A 17,403-nucleotide genomic window follows, 5' to 3' on the forward strand; every position below is an offset into this window, starting at 1 on the left:
AACGATAACCAACTGGCGATGTTATTCACGCTGGCCAACCTGTTTCGGGCGGACCAAATGATACGTCAGTGGGAGAGATCTCACTAAAAACTGGGGATAACGCCTTAAATGGCGAAGAAACGGTCTAAATAGGCTGATTCAAGGCATTTACGGGAGAAAAAATCGGCTCAAACATGAAGAAATGAAATGACTGAGTCAGCCGAGAAGAATTTCCCCGCTTATTCGCACCTTCCTTAGGAAATCTACTTTACCACGCAAACGATATGAAAATGAAAAGACACTACTCGGGTGTCTTTCTTATTGTTGGGTGTTGGAGCCAACTGGTTGGAGGCTATGACCCCTCCCCGCTTTGCCCCGTAGCCAAATCAGATCGGGGTGATGGCGGTGATATGGGCCGAACCATCCAGGGATTGGAAGATCTGCACCACGGCTTCCCCGTGGATCGGGTTGGGCAGCGGCACCATGGTTTTGCATTTGAAACGGTAACTGGTACGCCTGCTATCACTTGGGGGGATTTTGAAGGAGTGCTCCCTTCCCATCTTTTGATGCTGGACACAGTGGCACTTAACTTTCTGGGCATAACACTCGTGGATGGCCTTCAGAGGCTATGCAGCAAAGCCTTTCCTCTGCCCGGAGAAACCACAACCTGCCGCCGTGTGTGGATGCGATAGATGAGGTTCTGCCGATCGACTCGGGCACTCACCACGACAACATTGGTAACAGAGCCCTCACCCCTTCGCCAGGAGCAAAATTTTCTCGCAAACGATTGGAAAAAGAAAAGGCGCCTCAAGGGCGCCTTTTTGACAGTTTTGCGTTACCGCTGGGAGAGAGGCGTTAGCCGCTTATTCCCACGCCTTTTATTCCCACTCAATGGTTGCGGGCGGCTTGCCGGAGACGTCGTACACCACGCGAGAGATGCCGTTGATCTCGTTGATGATGCGGTTCGACACGTGGCCGAGGAAGTCGTACGGCAGGTGGGCCCAGTGGGCGGTCATGAAGTCGATGGTCTCGACGGCGCGCAGCGCAATGACCCAGTCGTACTTGCGGCCATCGCCCATGACGCCGACGGAGCGCACCGGCAGGAAGACGGCGAACGCCTGGCTGACCTGGTTGTAGAGGTCGGCCTTGCGCAGCTCTTCGATGAAGATGGCGTCAGCCTTGCGCAGCAGGTCGCAGTACTCTTTCTTCACTTCGCCAAGCACACGCACGCCCAGGCCAGGACCCGGGAAGGGGTGACGGTAGAGCATGTCGTAGGGCAGGCCGAGTTCGAGGCCGACACGGCGCACTTCGTCCTTGAACAGCTCGCGCAGCGGCTCCACCAGACCCATCTTCATCTCTTCCGGCAGGCCGCCGACGTTGTGGTGGGACTTGATGACGTGGGCCTTGCCGGTCTTGCTGGCAGCGGATTCGATGACGTCCGGGTAGATGGTGCCCTGGGCCAGCCACTTGGCGTTCTTGAGCTTCTTGGACTCGTCGTCGAACACTTCGACGAAGACGCGGCCGATGGTCTTGCGTTTGGCTTCCGGCTCGTCAATGCCCGCGAGGGCGGAGAGGAAGCGCTCTTCGGCGTCGACCTTGATGATGTTCAGGCCGAAGTGATCGCCGAACATGTCCATCACCTGCTGGCCTTCGTTCAGGCGCAGCAGGCCGTTGTCGACGAAGACGCAGGTCAGGCGATCGCCGATGGCGCGGTGCACCAGCATGGCGACCACGGAGGAGTCCACGCCGCCGGAGAGGCCCAGGATCACCTCGTCGTCACCCACCTGCTCGCGGATGCGGGCAACGGCGTCGTCGATGATGGTGGCCGGGGTCCAGAGGCATTCGCAGCCGCAGATGTCCTTGACGAAGTGTTCCAGCATACGGGCACCCTGACGGGTGTGGGTCACTTCCGGGTGGAACTGCACGCCGTAGAAGCGCTTGGCCTCGTCGGCCATGGCGGCATGGGGGCAGGTGGCGGTCTGGGCGATGGTGGTGAAGCCGGCGGGGATCTCGGTGACCTTGTCGCCGTGGCTCATCCAGACGTCCAGCAGGGCATTGCCGTTGTCGGCAATGGCGTCTTCGATGTTGCGCAAGAGGGCGCTGGTCTTGCCGGACTGGCCCAGCACTTCGACCTGGGCGTAGCCGAATTCACGCAGGTTGGAGGACTGCACCTTGCCGCCGAGCTGCTCGGACATGGTCTGCATGCCGTAGCAGATACCGAACACCGGCACACCGGCGTTGAACACGTACTCGGGGGCGCGCGGGCTGCCCGCCTCGGTCACTGATTCCGGGCCGCCGGAGAGGATGATGCCGCTCGGATTGAACTCGCGGATCTGCTCTTCGGTTACGTCCCAGGCCCACAGCTCGCAGTAGACGCCGATTTCACGGACGCGACGGGCGATGAGCTGGGTGTACTGGGAACCGAAATCCAGGATAAGGATACGGTGGGCGTGAATGTCTTTAGTCATTTTATTCCTGCATCAGGCTGATGTTGTCACAAAAAGCACGGGATAAAAAAAGGGTGGAAAAACGGGGCGCAGAGCCCCGTTTCATCAGCCCATCCGGTAGTTGGGGGCTTCTTTGGTAATGGTCACGTCGTGAACGTGGGACTCTTTCATCCCGGCGCCCGAGATGCGCACGAACTCGGCCTTGGTGCGCATGTCGTCGATGGTCGCGCTGCCGGTCAGACCCATGGAGGAGCGCAGGCCGCCCATCTGCTGGTGGATGATCTCTTTGAGGCGGCCCTTGTACGGCACGCGCCCTTCGATCCCTTCCGGCACCAGCTTGTCGGCGGCGTTGTCGGTCTGGAAGTAACGGTCGCTGGAGCCCTTGGACATGGCACCCAGAGAGCCCATGCCGCGGTAGGACTTGAAGGAGCGGCCCTGATAGAGCTCGATCTCGCCCGGCGCCTCTTCGGTACCGGCAAACATGGAGCCCACCATGACGCAGCTTGCGCCCGCGGCGATGGCCTTGGCCACGTCGCCGGAGAAGCGGATGCCGCCATCGGCAATCACCGGCACGCCGGTGCCTTCCAGGGCGTCGACGGCGTCGGAGATGGCGGTGATCTGGGGCACGCCCACGCCGGTCACGATACGGGTAGTACAGATGGAGCCCGGGCCGATACCGACCTTGACGGCGTTGACACCCGCTTCCACCAGCGCCTTGGCGCCAGCGGCGGTGGCGACGTTGCCGCCGATGATCTGCAGGTCAGGATAGGCTTCACGGGTCGCCTTGATGCGATCCAGCACGCCCTGGGAGTGGCCGTGGGAGGAGTCAATCAGCAGCACGTCCACACCGGCTTCCACCAGGGCGGCGACGCGCTCTTCGTTGCCGGCACCGGCACCGACGGCGGCACCGACCCGCAGACGGCCACGCTCGTCTTTACAGGCGTTGGGCTTGCGCTCGGCTTTCTGGAAGTCCTTCACGGTGATCATGCCCTTGAGCTTGAAGTCGCCGTTGACCACCAGCACCTTCTCGATGCGGTGCTTTTGCATCAGAGCCACCACCTCTTCACGAGGGGCCCCTTCACGCACGGTCACCAGACGATCTTTCTGGGTCATGATCTGTTCGACGGTCTGGGAGAGATCGATGACGAAGCGCACGTCACGGCCGGTGATGATACCCACCAGCTGGTTGCCGTCAGTCACCACGGGGTAACCGGCGAAACCGTTCTTGTGGCTCAGCTCCTTGATCTGGGCGATGGTCATGTCAGGGCGCACGGTAACGGGGTCGCTGACCACGCCGCTCTCGTACTTCTTGACCTTGCGCACTTCGGCAGCCTGCTGCTCGATGGACATGTTCTTGTGAATGAAGCCGATGCCGCCTTCCTGGGCCAGTGCGATAGCCAGACGGGCTTCGGTCACTGTGTCCATGGCAGCGGAGATCATCGGAATATTCAGCGTTATCGCAGACGTGAGCTTGGTACGCAGGTCGGCGGTATTGGGGAGAACAGTGGAGTGGGCTGGAACCAACAGTACATCGTCGAAGGTCAGCGCTTCTTTGGCAATCCTGAGCATGGCAATATCTCACCGTTGAGGAGTGGGGGTGTAAAATATTGCCGACAAATTTTACTCATGCATTGGGCAGTGGTAAAGAAGTTTTTTGAATTTTTTATGGCGTAGCCCGATTTAACGCCACCAACAGGGCAAAAAACCAATAAATTCAGCCGTAACCATGCCGTTTTTCCCGACAAGATGATCTTTTTTGCCGTTGAGCCCCTTTCTGCCGCCAGTCTCCCGGAACGGCCTTTTTTCCACTCACAGCCGTCAGCCAGACCGGCGGTCAGTTCCCCTGATAGCGGCCCGGCTTGTGCCAGTTCATCAGCATGGCGTTCATGGCCAGCGCACTCAGGGTTGACCAGAGCAGCAGGGGAAGCGGCAGGGTGAGCAGAGAGAGCGCAAACACCAGCACATCCAGCACCATCTGGCTCTTTCCTGCATTGATGCCGGTGCGCCGTTGCAGCCAGAGCGTCACCACGCCGGTGCCCCCCACGGAGGCATTGTGGCGCGCCAGAGACAAGACCCCCATGCCGAGGAAGGTTCCCCCCACCAGGGCGGCAAACAGGGGATGGACATAGCTCACCGTCAGCAGCAGCGGCACCGCCTGGGTGGCCGCCGAGAGGGCGACGTTGACGATCAGCGTCTTGAGGGTGAAGGCGCGCCCCATGGTGACGTAGCAGAACACCATGAAGGGCAGGTTCACCAGGAAGAAGAGCACGCCGATGGGCAGGGTGCTGACATGGGCGATCAGCAGGGCGATGCCCGCGATGCCGCCGGTGATCATGCCGGAACACTTGAGCAGATTGAGCCCCACGGCGATAAACATGACCCCGAGCACCATGCCGTAGACATCGTCCTTGAGGGTATGGGCCAGCCCCCTGCCCGCGGCCGCTGGCTGCATGGTCATTTCACCTTCCATATGACTCCTTAGATCCGATTTGATGGTGGCATCCGTTGCCCGACAACCAGGCCGCATTGGGGCTGATGGCGGCGACCCATTCACCTTGCCGTCCCAACCCCCAATCTTGCGCTCCCCCGCCCCCTGATGTCGCCATCATGGGGATGACAAGGCACAGCAAAAAGAGCGCCAATCAAAACAAGAGTCCGCGACACCATAAATAATCGGATTTAAATTCTGATAAATACGCAATGTGCAGACCGAATGCACTACTTCAGTGATCGGCCATCATGGTGGCGCAGCATGTTTACCCGAGTCACCGAGAAAGGCCTCGTGGTATCCCCTTCACAGTCCGGTTTTTCGGCAGATCATGTCGATACGATGCCGCTTTTCAGCATGGATGATGCCTGTCATGGGGTAAGCCCGAGGGCTATACGGCGTGTTTCTTCGGGGCGGGCTCCAGGGGCGGATGTGGATGGATCGCACCAATAAAGTGCAATTGCACCAATATAGATCAACCGAGTGGCACAGTTTGCCTTGCACCGCGGCGCAAAGGCGGTATGGGCACCGCTTTGCTCACTGCCATGAGCACTGCAATATGCAGAGCATGGAGTGACTCGGGCGGCGGATGCACCACTCCCCTTCCCTCTAGCCCCCTGCCCATGAGCGTGCTGGTCGCGAGTCCACAGGTCTGCCCATTCACCAGCCCCTCCGCAGCCAGAGTCCCATCAGGATGGGGCATCCATTCAGGCATAGGCAGAAGGCAGAATAAAAAAGTCGGCCCGAAGGCCGACTCGCTGCTCCCTGTGACAGGGCTTCCTTACTTGAGGTATTTGCCGTCCGCGCCCACCTTGCCCGGGCCGTTCAGTACCCAGACCCGCGCCGAATAGGCGGGCACCGCAAAGCTCAGGCTGCCGTTGCTGACGCTCTGGCTCGCACCGGTTACCGCGTCCGTGTAGGTGCCGTTCTTCAGGCCACTCAGGTTTATCTGCTGGGCCGAGTTGGCCGCAAGGCCCACGGCAGCGTAGCTCCCTTGGGCGCTCAGATCACGCACGAAGCTGATGCCGCTCCCCCACTCGTTCACCTGGCTCATGGGCGCCTTTTGCAGGGCGGGCACCGCCTTGCGGATCTGGTTCAGGCGCTTGATGTGCTGATAGAGCGGGTGGCTCGGGGTGGCGGGGTTGTCCAGCACCTCCCCGTAGTAGGCACGACCGGTCTGATCCACCGTCATGGTGGCCCCGTCGATGTCCTGGGGCTTGCCCGCCTGGAACATCACCTCCTCCCCGTAGTAGAGGGTCGGGATCCCCCGCGCCGTCCAGAGCAGGTTGTAGGTCATGGCCGCATTCCCCTCTTCCCCGCCGTAGCGGTACTTGAAGTCATTGTCCGGCCCCACGTCGTGGTTCTGGAAGAAGGTGATGAGCTTGGTGGCATCCCCATAGACCCAGTCCATGGCGAAGATCCCCCCTACCCCGCCAAAGTTCCCCCGGGTGACGTTGTCACGGAAGGTGGAGAAGAGGGAGAAGTCCAGCACCGAGAGGCCGGAATCACCCCCTGCACGGGGATTGGCCGGGTTCGGCGTGGTGCGGGTATACCACCAGGGGCGGATCACCGCCGAGGCATTGTCGTTGGCGAGCTCAGAGCCCCAGCCGGTGCCCTTGACCAGGTTTTCGCCAAAGACGAACAGCCCCGGCTTGTGGGCCTGCCAGTCATGGACATAGGTCAGCAGTTCGTCCCGCTCGATGTGCTTCAAGGTATCGATACGGATGGCATCGACCCCCATGTCGAGGTACTGACGAATGGCGCCGTTGAGGTAGTCCTTGACGTTCTGGTTGCCGGTGGCGAGATCGATGCAGTCCCCCGCCATGTGCTTGCGCTGCAGGGCGAGCGGGCTCTCCCAGTCACCGCCTGACATGAAACCGTCCAGGTGATACCAGGCGGGATCCAGGGTCTGGGCGTCGATGCCGAAGAAGCGGTTTGGGTTGTAGCCTGCGCTCGGCACGGTGGCGCCGGTCTTGGGGTCTACCAGGGGCTGGGTGCCCGCCGGATCGGACTGGCAGCGGGCCTTGTACCAGTCGGGCGCCGCCGGGTTGTCGTCGTCACAGCGATTGGCGCTGGCGTAATCCCCGAGATTGCCCTGATAGGGACCATTGTTGATGAGCCCCTGGCTCGACCCCGCCGGTACGTAGTATTTGACGGGCAGGCGATCGATCCAGGTCTTGCCGCGCAGGCCGTACTGGCTCGAGTGGTTGAGCACCACATCCTGGATCACCTTGAGCCCCTTGGCGTGAGCCGCCTGGATGAACTCCCGGTAACCCGCCCCCGGCGACTCCAGACGGGGATCGACCCGGTAGAAGTCGTAGGCATGGTAGCCGTGGTAGTCGAGGCCGGAGCGGTTCTCCACCGGCGGCGTCACCCAGATGGCGGTGAAGCCGAGATCCTTGATGTAGTCGAGCTTGGCGATCAACCCCTTGAAGTCGCCACGCCACTGGGGATCCCCCGCTTTGTAGCGATCCCGGTTGTAGTAGTTGTTGCTGGCATCGCCATCATAGAAGCGGGCAGTCAGCAGGAAGTAGATGCTCTCGGCGCGAAAATCGCCGCTCGCCACCCCCTGCTCGCCGATACGGTACTCGAAGCGCTGCTCGCGCTGATTGCCGCTGGCGTCGATGGCAAAGGTGCGGATCACCAGATCGGTGCCGCTCCCCTTGTCACTCGCCACCAGGGGCTGGCCTGCATAGCGGGCCGATGCCGTGGTGGGCTGGCTGCCGTCCGTCGTGAAATGCACGGCGGGGGCGCTGTCCTGATCGTCGCTCACTCCCAGGGTGATGGACTGACTGTCCACATAACTCCCCGGAGACGGGGTGGCCGTCACCGTGGGGGCCTGCAGATCGGCCCCGGCCAGCGTCTCCACCTCGATGGCCTTGCGCAGGCTGTCAAAGCAGATGCGATAACTGGTGTTGGCGCTGACCAGGTAATCCTGGGCCGGATACGCCTCGCTCCAGTCCCCCTTGTGGTCAATCTTGAAGCGGGGGTTGTTGCTGCCAAAGGCCTGCTCGGTGCAGAAGGTGGTGCCATCCTCGCTGGTCATGGGGGTGAGCCCCCAGTTGTTGGCCGTGCCCCGGAAGTACCAGCTGTCGCTGCTCTGTCCTGCCCCGACCACCACACTCACGCTGCTGCTGCCCTTGGCGCCCTGATCGTCGGTGACAGTGAGGCCATAGGTGAAGGTGCCGGTCTGGGTGGTGTTGACGACGATGCTCTCCGTGGTCTCGCCGCTGCTCCACAGATAGCTCGCGATCTGGCCGTCGGGATCCGTGGAGTCGCTGCCGCTCAAGGTGAGCGACGCCCCCTGGGTCACGTTCACCGTCCCCCCCGGGGTGATGACCGCGAGCGGCGGCTGGTTGTCATCCCCGAGGGGGGTGATGCTGTAGGCCAGGGTCTGATCGTTGACCTGGATGCGCACCGTGCCCACGGCGCTCCAGAAGATGTCGCCGCCACTTTTCTCCAGCACGCCGTCGCCGTTGCTGTCGCCAAAGTTGACGGCCCAGTCGCCAGCCTGATCAAACTTGAGGCGCTGGCTCGCCTTGCCATCCAGGTAGGCTTCCACCTGCCACAGGTGATCCCCTACCAGGGTCATGGGGAGGCTGGCCCAGCCGTTGAAGGTGCCGCGCACGTTGAGCTGCGGCAAGGTGCTGGCAAACCCCGAAGCCTCGCAACTGGCCACCGCCGTCACGCTCACCGCCTGGGTGCTCGCGTTGATGCGGATCTGGTACGCCGTGTTGGCATTGACCCCGTAGTCGGCCGCCGGGTAGCTCTGCTGCCAGTTGCCGTACCTGTCTATCTTGAAGCGCGGGCCGCCGCTGGCATCCCCGCTCACGAAGCGCTGACAGGTATCAAAATTGACGCCGTCCGTCGACGTCATGGCGGTCGCCGCCCATCCATTCGCGGTGCCCCGGAAGAACCACTCCGCCGCCGTGCTCGGCGCCGTGATCAGGGTTCCCAACAATCCGGCCGCGAGTATCCATCTAGCCATTGATAGTCCTTTATTTTCATTGTTTGTGTGTGATGCCGGTGTGTCCCGGCATTCCCCCATCCGCAACGTCCCGCCTTCAGATGAGCCCGACCAGTCTAGAGTCCCCCATGGCCAATTAATGGCCAGCACGCGCAAAATGTGACCACTGTCGACCTCGTCATGGGCTGTATGTGATTGATAGCGCTTTCATTTCCTGGCGCAGAAGTGAGGGGCACCCCCATCGGGGAGAGCAAGATGGCCGCCCTCCGCGACCACCTCGGGCACAGGGTCAGCCCCTGCCTCCTGCACGGCGCCGTTGCCACCGGGGACACTTGCCCCCATGATGCAATCCCCCTTGCCATCTCGGGCAACAGGGCGGTTCATTCAGGGAGAAACGATGAGACCATCGGATTACGGGAGATTGCTCGCGCTGGCAGCCATCTGGGGTGCCAGCTTTTTGTTCATGCGCATCGCGGCGCCGGCGTTCGGCTCGGTCAACACCACCTTCCTGCGGGTCTTCTTCGCCCTCGTCGGGCTCGCCGCCATGCTCCTGCTGCTGCGCACCCCCATGCAGTTTCAGGGCAAGCTCAAATCCATCATGGTGCTTGGCATCATCAACTCCGGCGTCCCCTTCCTGATGTATGCCGTGGCGGCCCTCTGGCTGCCCGCAGGGTATTCCGCCATCCTCAACGCCACCACGCCCCTGATGGGCGCCCTCATCGGCTTCTCCTTCTTTCACGAGACGCTGACCTTGCGAAAGTGGGCCGGGGTCATGCTGGGGCTGGTGGGCATCGGGCTCATCACCACCACCGGGGAGGTCGACCTGAGCGGCCAACTGGCCATCGGGGTGCTGGCCTGCCTCATCGCCACCGCCTGCTATGGCTGCGCCGGCTTCCTGACGAGACGCTGGGTCACCGAGCGGGGAGGCCTGGACGCCAAACTGGTGGCCTTTGGCAGCCAGATAGGGGCCGTCCTCTTCCTGCTTCCCTTCTTCGGCTACACCCTGGCGACCGGCCCCGCCGTCGACTGGGCCCAGCCTGGGGTCTGGGCCAGCGTGCTGGCGGTCGGCTTCCTCTGTACCGCCTTCGCCTATCTTCTCTATTTCAGGCTGATCGCCGACATCAGCCCCCTGCGAAGCCTCACTGTCACCTTCCTCATTCCGCCCTTCGGCATCCTGTGGGGCTATCTGGTGCTGGGGGAAACCCTCACCGGCGGCTTCGTGTTCGGCGGCGCCGTGGTCTGCCTCGCGGTCTGGCTGGTGACCAGCCCCGCCAGAGCCGTCAAGTCGGCCAAGGCACAAGCCTAGGCTCCGCGTCATCTGCCGGGCCCATGGCTCGGCAGATGGGCGCAACTGGGGTAAGATGACCCCCATCGTTTCTCCCGCCCCGGCGGACACCACAGCAGGGCCAGCCTTGAATCACCTCGAACCCGCCAGTCAGAGCAGACAACAGCAGATCTTCACCGTCACCCGCCTCAACAGCGCCGTGCGCATGATCCTGGAGCAGGATCTGGGGCTGGTGTGGCTCACCGGCGAGCTCTCCAACCTGGCGATGCCAAGTTCCGGCCACTGGTACTTCTCCCTCAAGGACATGTCGGCCCAGGTGCGCTGCGCCATGTTCAAGGGCAACAACCGCCGGGTGCCGTTCCGTCCCCAGGATGGCATGCAGGTGCTGGTGCAGGCGCGAGTCTCCCTCTATGAACCCCGGGGCGACTACCAGCTCATCATCGAGTCCATGCAGCCCGCCGGGGATGGCATGCTGGCCCTGCGCTTCGAGGAGCTCAAGCGCCGCCTCGGGGCCGAAGGGCTCTTTGACGAAGGGCGCAAGCGCCCCTTGCCCCGGGAACCCCGCGCCGTCGGGCTGGTCACCTCCGCCACAGGCGCCGCCCTGCACGACATGCTGACGGTGCTTGAACGCCGCGCCCCGGACTTGCCCGTTTTCATCTACCCGACCCAGGTGCAGGGGAGCGCCGCCACCGCCCAGATCGTCTCGGCCATCATGCTTGCCAACCGCCGCGCCGAGGTGGATGTGCTCATCGTCGGACGCGGCGGCGGTTCCCTTGAAGATCTCTGGTGCTTCAACGAAGAGGCGGTGGCACGGGCCATCGCAGGCTCCGCCATCCCCGTGGTGAGCGCCGTAGGACATGAGGTGGACGTCACCATCAGCGACTTTGCCGCCGACCTTCGTGCCCCCACCCCCTCTGCCGCCGCCGAGCTGGTCGCGCCGGACAGGAGCACCCGCGCCCAGCGCCTCGTGCACCTGCGCCAGCGGCTCACCCAGGCCATGAGCCGTCACCAGGTCGCCGCCCGCCATGGCTTCGTCCTGCTGCAGAAGCGGCTCGATCATCAGGATCCCAAGCGACGGCTGGAGCAGCAGTCCCAGCGCCTCGACGAGCTCGACCGCCGCTTGCAGCAGCACCTGCGTGATCGCCTGCACCAGGGGGAGCGGCGCCTCGCGGGCCTCGCCATGCGCCTGCAGGCCAGAAGCCCCGAAAAGCGGCTGGCCATCGGCAAACGTCGTCACCAGCTGGCCGAGGAGCGCCTCCATGCCCTCATCGCAAAACGCCAGGATCTCGCCCGCCACAGCCTCGCCATGCTGGGAGCCCGCCTCGACGGCATCAGCCCGCTGGCCACCCTGGGGCGCGGTTACGCCATCGTGCGCACCCCCTCCGGGGAGGTGATCCGCCGCGCATCCCAGGTCAATGCAGGCCAGACCCTGATCACCACCCTCGCAGAGGGAGCGCTGCGGGTACGGGTGGACGAGGTCGACAACCGCTGACAAAAAGCGGGGGCCTGCACCAGGCCCCCGCCTCCTTTCTGTGCTCCGATAGCCCGTTATACCAGGGCATGACCGGCCATCTTGCCCGGGTGGCCGGATGGTTTCTCGCCCCCCTTGATCCCCCCCGGTGGATTGCACCTCAGATACTCGAACAACCCGGCCTGCAAATTCACGTTCCAGAAACGCCCCGCCAGGGTGAGGGCGAGACGCTCGGCCGAGAGCCGTGCCAGCCCGTGTCGCTGCCAGGCCTCAAAGAGCGGCATCAGGTGGGAGACCAGCCCCTGTGGCAATTGCGACAACGCCAGCCATCCGGTATCGAGCCCCCCTCGCAGCAGCCCGTCGAGACGGGCATCGGGATTGGGCCTCATCACCATGCCGGGAGCACGCACGCCCCCCGCCTGCGCCTCATGCCAGGGCGCCAGATCCCGGCCATACATGAGGCCGTGGCCGTGAATGTTGCCCCCCGCCCCTGCGCCGAAGGGCAGGATCTCGGCGCCCCACTTGGCCATCTGGTTGTAGCGGCTCTGCTCGGCATCGATGCGCCGCCAGTGGCTGCAGGAGAGCCGCTCCCAGCCCCCCGCCTCCAGCGTCCGTGCCCCGTCGGCATACATGACTGCCCGCTGCTGGCCATCGGCGGCCCAGCCCTGGGTGCCTTTCTCGTCGGCGCGCGCCAGGTTGGTGCCCGCCATGGAGAAGAGTTGATAGAGATCAACCCCGTGCACCCCGCTCGCCATCACATCCGCGATATCCTGGCGCCACACGGCCTCATCCTGCCCCGGCAGACCGAAGATGAGATCCGCCACGATCACCGCCTCGTTGTGGCGGGTCAGCGCCGCCAGCCGGGACAGCAAGGTCTCCCTGTCATCGAAGCGGGCCGCCTGCTGGCGCACGCGGGTATCAAAACTCTGCACGCCGAACGAGAAGCGGTTGAAACCGCCCGCCAGGGCCGTCTGCCACTTCTCGTCATCAAAGCCGTTGAGTCGCCCCTCCAGGGTCAGTTCCGCATCCACGGTCAGGGGAAAACGGCGGATGACGCTGGCCAGGCGGGCGAGATCGCCCGCCGCCATGTCGGTTGGCGTACCGCCCCCCACATAGACCGCCGAGAAAGGCCGGCTCTGGACAAGCGGCGTCTCGGCTGCCTGGCGCAGCGACCCGCAGAGTGCCTCCATGTAGCGGCTCATGCGCGCCGGATTGGCGCCGTTTTCGAAGAAGTTGCAAAAACTGCAGCGCTTGCGGCAAAACGGGATATGGATATAGAGCGCTCGGGCCTTGGCCTCGCTCTCCTGCTGCCACCAGGCTTGCCAGCCGGCATCGTCCAGCATCAGGGGGGCGGTCCCTCCCCGGCTGGCATGGGCCGACGTCTTGGCGGTGAAGGCGAATTTGAGGGGATCCGGGGTACAAAGCCCCGTCATGGTCGAAGAAAGCTGGAGAGTCGTCACTGGGGTTACCCTGCTCAAATAACGCAAATGATAACCAATATCAGTTGCAGGTATTTGTGCTGGATCAAGTCGGGAAGGATTGAGCCGTCACTCTGTCACCATCAGGGCAACAGCGCGTCAGGCAAGGAAGGCGTGAAACAACAAGGGAAGAGAGCCACTCTCCCACTGGAGAGTGGTGGCACACACAGGATCAGGCGGTTGATTCAAGGCTCCTGACGGGAGCGCCGCGCCGATACCGGCTGACGGGGGTCAGCCATTGCCGATGATGATGGCAACCCGGCGATTTTCCGCTCGCCCGGCAGCGGTCGCGTTGTCGGCGATGGGCGCCTCTTCTCCGCGGCCGCGGATATCCAGGTTCCCCTGTGGCATACCCACCGACACCAGGACATCGGCCACCGACCGTGCCCGCTTGAGGGAGAGTTGCTGGTTGTAGGCCTCATCACCGTTGGAGTCGGTATGACCGTCCACCCGGGCCCGGTTCAGTCCTACCTCAATCAGGGCCTTGCCGAGTTTTTCCACCACCTGGCGGGTCTCGGGGTTGAGGGCCCCCACATTGTTGGCGAACAGCACCTTGTTGGAGATATCCAGGGTCCATCCTTCGTCGGTCAGGTGAAATCCCTGCTCCTTCAAGGCGGCGATCTGCTCCGCCGTGAGCCCCTGGGGAGGGCTCTGGCACGCCGCCAGCACACTCAGCAACAGTACCACCAGGCCCGCTTTGATCGGGTTCAACATGCGCATTCTTATCATCCTTTCACTATTTCCGGTTCAACTTCACGTGCTCGTTTTTCGTGTTTCTCTCTCCTCCCTGCGTTGTCGTTTGGCTTGATACATGGCGTCGTCTGCCCATTGCAGCAGGGCATCCGCCGTCTTCCCCTGCTCGGGATAGCGGGCAGAGCCGATGCTGATCCCCACCCCGAGATGGCGACCGTCACTCAATACCACGGGGGTGTTCATGGCCTGCTGCACTCGCCCTATCACCTCGCGCACCTCGTCCTCCCCCTGGATCGGGGTCAGGAGGATGACGAACTCATCTCCCCCCAGCCGGCAGACCAGATCCAGGGGCCTGAGCTGATGCTGCACCCGCCGCGCCACGGCGATCAGCACTTCGTCGCCGATGCTGTGGCCCAGGTTGTCATTGATCTGCTTGAAACGATCGCAATCCAGATAGAGCAGGGCAAAACCTTCATGCCCCTTGTTGCCTGCCAGGATGGCCTGCTCCATGCGAGCCTCGAACAGAGCGCGGTTGGGCAGACCGGTCAGGGGATCATGGGTTGCCTGATGCAGCAGGCTGGCGTTCTCCCGCTTCTGGTGGGCCTGCCAGGCTTCCAGCTCATCGAGCAGCGAATTGAAATCCTCGCCCAGCTCGTGCAGCTCGGCGATATTGGCCGCCGGCACCCGCTCCTTGAGGGCCCGCTGGCGGCTGACGTTGTAAGCCACCTCGGTCAGGGCCTTGAGGGGTGCCGTGATGGAGCGTTGCATCCGGCGCGCCACATGGAGTGCCCCGAGAATACTGATGAGCAGGCACACCAGGGTAGCCAGCAAGGTCTGCAACAGGAATCGCAACAGGTACTGGCCGTGACCGACCAGATGCACCCTGGCTATCTCCTTGTGCTCGCGCACCATGGGGAGCGCCACGGGCCCCGGCAGGATCAGGCGGGCCAGGTGCTGCTCCAGGGTGGTCCAGGGGGTAGTGATGTCCCGGCGCCAGCTCGCCAGCACCTGGCCGTCCGGCAGCACTATGCTGGCGCTGGCTATGTCTTCCTGGGAGGTGATGGTCTCCAGGGCATCCAGTGCCGCCTCCTTGTCATGGAAGACCACGGCCGCCTCAGTGGTGTAGCTGATGGCCCGCGCCACCAGCTTGAGGTTGTGATCCGCATAAAGGCGCAGCGCCAGCAACGCCGTGACGGTCAGAAACAGCCCGGCCATGCAGACGGCAGTCAGGGAGATCATCATGTGGGTGCGCCCCAGACTCTGTCGCAGGGTAAGCCGGGGAGTGGCGTGATGGACCGTCATCGCAGCTCCTCATCGGCTCGCGCGAGCTTGAGCACGGCCGGGTGCACTCGCACACCGCTGCGGGCCAGCGCATCCAGATTGACCCGAAAACGCACCCTCTCCTCCCCGGCCTGCAGACAGAAGACCGCATCGGCGATGCATTCGCGGCTCTGCTCACTGATGCTGAGGATGGCGTGACCGCGCAGGCGCTCGAACAGGGAGAGGCGCTGTGCCGGTGCCAGCACCCCCAGATAGATGACATCGCAGCGCTGGATCAGCGCCTCATCGTCCATGTCGTAGCGATGGACCTCCACCGGTCGGCCATTGGCCTGCCGTTCGATGGTCAGAAGGGATGACGCATATTCCGTCGGCGCCGTGATGCAGAGCCGAAGTCTGGCGGGCTCGCTGGGCCAGCGGGTGTAACTGAGGATATCGAGCACGGTCTGGCGCACCATGTCACTGCGCGCCTCGGCGGAGGTCGCCGCCATGGCCTGGTTTGCCAGCATCAGCATGCAGCACAGTGGCGCCAGCCACATCAGTAACCGGAGGTAACAAAACATCTGCATGGTGCCCGCGAGAGTGTCCAGGTCGGCGCCGGGGTCACCCGACGCCCATGATGAGAGTGCCTGCATGGCACAGCACCGAGCTTACCAGCCGGGTGGCCAGCCCCCAGAGGCAAGTGGCACGGTTGCGTCACCGGGCGTCGCAGCCGTGCCTGCAAGGCGCTCAATGCCCCAGGCAGACACCGTCCATCGACACTACTTCTTGCCAATCCCATATTCGCGCAGCTTGTTGGCGATGGCGGTATGGGAGACACCGAGCCGCTTGGCCAGTTGGCGGGTGGAGGGGAACGCCGGGTAGAGCCGCTCCAGCAGGCGGCTCTCGAAACGCTTCACCGCCTCGTCGAGCCCCCCTTCGAACCACTCGTCGATGAGCGGCATGGCATCGGCCGCCACCGGCAAGTCCACGTGCTCGGGTCCAATCTCGTCCCCTTCCAGCAGGGTCATGGCCCGATAGAGGCAGTTGCGCAGCTGGCGCACGTTGCCGGGCCAGCGGTAGGCGGTGAGGTACTCGGCCATGTTGCGGGTAAAGCGCGGACGCGGGCGCTGCAGTTCGCTGGCAAAGCGCGACACGAACTGCTGGGCCAGGGCCATGATGTCCGCCTTGCGCTCGCGCAGCGGCGGCAGATTGAGGCTAAGCACATTGAGGCGGTAGTAGAGATCTTCGCGAAACTTCCCTTCATGGACCAGATCCAGCAACTGCTTCTGGGTGGTGCAGATGAAGCGCACGTTGACCCTCACCTCCTGCTCGTCACCGACCCGGCGAAACACGCCATCTTGCAGCACCCGCAGGAACTTGGTCTGCAGATGGGGGGACATGTCGCCGATCTCGTCCAGCATCAGGGTGCCGCCGCTGGCCAGCTCCAGCACCCCGCGCTTGCCCTCGGTGTTGTTGCCAAAGGCGCCGGGGGCATAGCCGAACAGCTCGCTCTCGGCCACGTTGTCCGGCATGGCCGCGCAGTTGAGCGCCATGAAGGGGTGGCTGGAGCGCAGGCTGGCGCCGTGGCAGGCCCGGGCCAGCAACTCCTTGCCGGTGCCGGTCTCCCCCACGATGAGCAAGGGAGCGTCCTGCATCGCGAGCTTGGCAGCCTGGGCCAGCACCTCTTTCATCTTCTGGCTCTCGGCCTGGAGGTGCTCAAAGCCCCCCACTTCCACCGCGTGCAGGGCACTGAAGTGCATGCCGACCCGGCGGGCGGATTTGAGCACCACCACGGCGCCGGCCAGAGCCTGCTTGCCCTTCTCTTCGGCCACGAACAGCGGCATCAGATCGCCCAGGTACTCTTCGCCACCGAGGCTCAGCTTGCAGGTCTGGGGCTTGATCTCCCCCGACTCCAGCCAGCGGCCAAACGAGAAGCCCTTGACCAGGGAGGAGATCGCCACGCCGCGCACCTCGTCCGGTGGCAACGCCAGGGTGGTGAGGGCGGCCTGGTTGGCCTGGGTCACCCGCCCCTTGCTGTCGAGGGAGAAGACCAGGTCCGGCAGTGCCTTGAGCAGGGCCTCTATCTCGTGGTGTTCCCGCTCGGAGGGCATGTAGGGGATGGTCTTGACGTCATAGACGCCGGGAATGCGGCGAATTTCCGGCATCAGATGCTGAAAGTCACGAAACTCCAGCTCGGGGAAATTGAGATAGATGATGCCTGAGGTATCGATTTCGATGCCGCGCAGATCGATGTTGTGCTCCACCAGTCGGTCGAGCAATTCCCGGGTCAGGCCCAGACGGTCTTCACAGCTGACTTCAAGACGCATTCGGCACA

Annotated in this window: 11 protein-coding genes; 2 read left to right on the plus strand and 9 right to left on the minus strand. The window is 63.3% G+C overall.

The annotated features are described in order from the left end of the window. Nucleotides 1–857: 857 nt before the first annotated feature. From guaA to AB5Y50_RS06565, 4 genes are all read right to left on the minus strand, one after another. Nucleotides 858–2,447, minus strand: a complete 1,590-nt coding sequence (gene guaA / locus AB5Y50_RS06550) for a glutamine-hydrolyzing GMP synthase (protein WP_010674550.1) — start codon at nt 2,445–2,447, stop codon at nt 858–860. Nucleotides 2,448–2,531: 84 nt separating this feature from the next. Then, on the minus strand, nt 2,532–3,995 hold the full coding sequence (gene guaB, locus AB5Y50_RS06555) for an IMP dehydrogenase (protein WP_010674549.1): 1,464 nt from the start codon (nt 3,993–3,995) through the stop codon (nt 2,532–2,534). Nucleotides 3,996–4,260: 265 nt separating this feature from the next. Next, nucleotides 4,261–4,896, minus strand: a complete 636-nt coding sequence (locus tag AB5Y50_RS06560) for a YitT family protein (RefSeq protein ID WP_010674548.1) — start codon at nt 4,894–4,896, stop codon at nt 4,261–4,263. A gap of 799 nt (nt 4,897–5,695) precedes the next feature. Further along, complete coding sequence (locus AB5Y50_RS06565; RefSeq protein WP_223918102.1) at nt 5,696–8,902, minus strand: alpha-amylase family glycosyl hydrolase; 3,207 nt, start codon at nt 8,900–8,902, stop codon at nt 5,696–5,698. A 376-nt stretch (nt 8,903–9,278) separates the two neighbouring features. On the opposite strand from AB5Y50_RS06565, the gene AB5Y50_RS06570 reads away from it, so the two are divergent. After that, nucleotides 9,279–10,187 (plus strand): DMT family transporter, encoded by a 909-nt coding sequence (locus tag AB5Y50_RS06570; RefSeq protein WP_029314444.1) that lies wholly within the window; start codon nt 9,279–9,281, stop codon nt 10,185–10,187. Nucleotides 10,188–10,293: 106 nt separating this feature from the next. Next, on the plus strand, nt 10,294–11,658 hold the full coding sequence (gene xseA, locus AB5Y50_RS06575; protein ID WP_010674545.1) for an exodeoxyribonuclease VII large subunit: 1,365 nt from the start codon (nt 10,294–10,296) through the stop codon (nt 11,656–11,658). A gap of 56 nt (nt 11,659–11,714) precedes the next feature. Here the strand turns inward: xseA and hutW are convergent, their stop codons facing one another. From hutW to tyrR, 5 genes are all read right to left on the minus strand, one after another. Beyond that, the gene (hutW, locus tag AB5Y50_RS06580; protein WP_010674544.1) at nt 11,715–13,070 is read right to left on the minus strand and encodes a heme anaerobic degradation radical SAM methyltransferase ChuW/HutW; all 1,356 of its coding nucleotides are present in this window, start codon (nt 13,068–13,070) and stop codon (nt 11,715–11,717) included. 276 nt (nt 13,071–13,346) lie between these two features. Beyond that, on the minus strand, nt 13,347–13,835 hold the full coding sequence (locus AB5Y50_RS06585) for an OmpA family protein (protein ID WP_043156206.1): 489 nt from the start codon (nt 13,833–13,835) through the stop codon (nt 13,347–13,349). A gap of 33 nt (nt 13,836–13,868) precedes the next feature. After that, nucleotides 13,869–15,110 carry a diguanylate cyclase gene (locus tag AB5Y50_RS06590; RefSeq protein WP_043156205.1) on the minus strand — a complete coding sequence of 414 codons (1,242 nt, stop codon included), beginning with the start codon at nt 15,108–15,110 and terminating at the stop codon, nt 13,869–13,871. Further along, nucleotides 15,107–15,649, minus strand: a complete 543-nt coding sequence (locus tag AB5Y50_RS06595) for a YfiR family protein (protein ID WP_272865644.1) — start codon at nt 15,647–15,649, stop codon at nt 15,107–15,109. The genes AB5Y50_RS06590 and AB5Y50_RS06595 overlap by 4 nt, the downstream gene beginning before the upstream one ends. A gap of 198 nt (nt 15,650–15,847) precedes the next feature. Beyond that, nucleotides 15,848–17,395 (minus strand): transcriptional regulator TyrR, encoded by a 1,548-nt coding sequence (gene tyrR / locus AB5Y50_RS06600; protein ID WP_043156202.1) that lies wholly within the window; start codon nt 17,393–17,395, stop codon nt 15,848–15,850. Nucleotides 17,396–17,403: the final 8 nt, after the last annotated feature.

Origin of the sequence: Aeromonas sp. s6, from assembly GCF_040907815.1 — a bacterium.
Lineage (GTDB): Bacteria > Pseudomonadota > Gammaproteobacteria > Enterobacterales > Aeromonadaceae > Aeromonas > Aeromonas caviae.

Bases quoted from the DNA above. Each gene is read 5' to 3' on its own strand.
- guaA (WP_010674550.1), bottom strand. From the start codon at position 2,447: ATGACTAAAGACATTCACGCCCACCGTATCCTTATCCTGGATTTCGGT.
- guaB (WP_010674549.1), bottom strand. From the start codon at position 3,995: ATGCTCAGGATTGCCAAAGAAGCGCTGACCTTCGACGATGTACTGTTG.
- AB5Y50_RS06560 (WP_010674548.1), bottom strand. From the start codon at position 4,896: ATGGAAGGTGAAATGACCATGCAGCCAGCGGCCGCGGGCAGGGGGCTG.
- AB5Y50_RS06565 (WP_223918102.1), bottom strand. From the start codon at position 8,902: ATGGCTAGATGGATACTCGCGGCCGGATTGTTGGGAACCCTGATCACG.
- AB5Y50_RS06570 (WP_029314444.1), top strand. From the start codon at position 9,279: ATGAGACCATCGGATTACGGGAGATTGCTCGCGCTGGCAGCCATCTGG.
- hutW (WP_010674544.1), bottom strand. From the start codon at position 13,070: ATGACGGGGCTTTGTACCCCGGATCCCCTCAAATTCGCCTTCACCGCC.
- AB5Y50_RS06585 (WP_043156206.1), bottom strand. From the start codon at position 13,835: ATGCGCATGTTGAACCCGATCAAAGCGGGCCTGGTGGTACTGTTGCTG.
- AB5Y50_RS06590 (WP_043156205.1), bottom strand. From the start codon at position 15,110: ATGACGGTCCATCACGCCACTCCCCGGCTTACCCTGCGACAGAGTCTG.
- AB5Y50_RS06595 (WP_272865644.1), bottom strand. From the start codon at position 15,649: ATGTTTTGTTACCTCCGGTTACTGATGTGGCTGGCGCCACTGTGCTGC.
- tyrR (WP_043156202.1), bottom strand. From the start codon at position 17,395: ATGCGTCTTGAAGTCAGCTGTGAAGACCGTCTGGGCCTGACCCGGGAA.